Origin of the sequence: Microbacterium sediminicola (genome assembly GCF_039531125.1) — a bacterium.
GTDB lineage: Bacteria > Actinomycetota > Actinomycetes > Actinomycetales > Microbacteriaceae > Microbacterium > Microbacterium sediminicola.
The window spans coordinates 1-602 of the sequence record NZ_BAAAPL010000006.1; the positions used below are offsets into that span (position 1 = coordinate 1).

Below are 602 nucleotides of genomic sequence, written 5' to 3' on the forward strand. Positions count from 1 at the left end.
TACTTTCTGCATTAAATAATCTAGCAAGTTCAACTTTTAATCCTAATTTTAATTCTCAAACATTTCTTAATTTAGGTCAATCTGCAAATTTTGGTACTTCAAATGGAATAAGTTTATTAAATAATTATACTAGTTTATATGATAATTATGTACAATTATGTTCAGTTTTGTATCAACCGGCAGTTTTTGATGAAACTTATTTTGATTTATCTGTATATCAGCCGGTATTAGCTACAGAATATCAAAGTCAATCTTGTCAGAAAATTGAACAATCTTTTTCTAGTTTAACTACTGCAAATGTCAGTGTTGATGTTACAACTTTAGGAATTGGTAGTACAAATATTCCAAATGTAGATAACTATATATATAATAATATTGCAGATACTGGTATTTCAGATTTGTTAAATGCTTTAAATATCAATTTTAATCAACTTCCAGATTTTGCCAAATTCATAATTGCATTTATTCCAGACTTAAATAGTATAATTAATAGTGGTTTTGCTTTAGATGTCGGTTGGTTAGATAGATGTGTTTTAGCTCCAGAAACTCAAGATGGAATTCAATTACAAAATGGTATGATTTTACAATATTTTGCAGATGTT

Annotated in this window: 1 protein-coding gene; it reads left to right on the forward strand. The window is 26.6% G+C overall.

What is annotated here, in order from left to right:
• Positions 1 to 602, forward strand: a 602-nt coding sequence (locus tag ABD206_RS13605; protein ID WP_344073585.1) for a hypothetical protein, incomplete at both ends; no start/stop codon positions are given.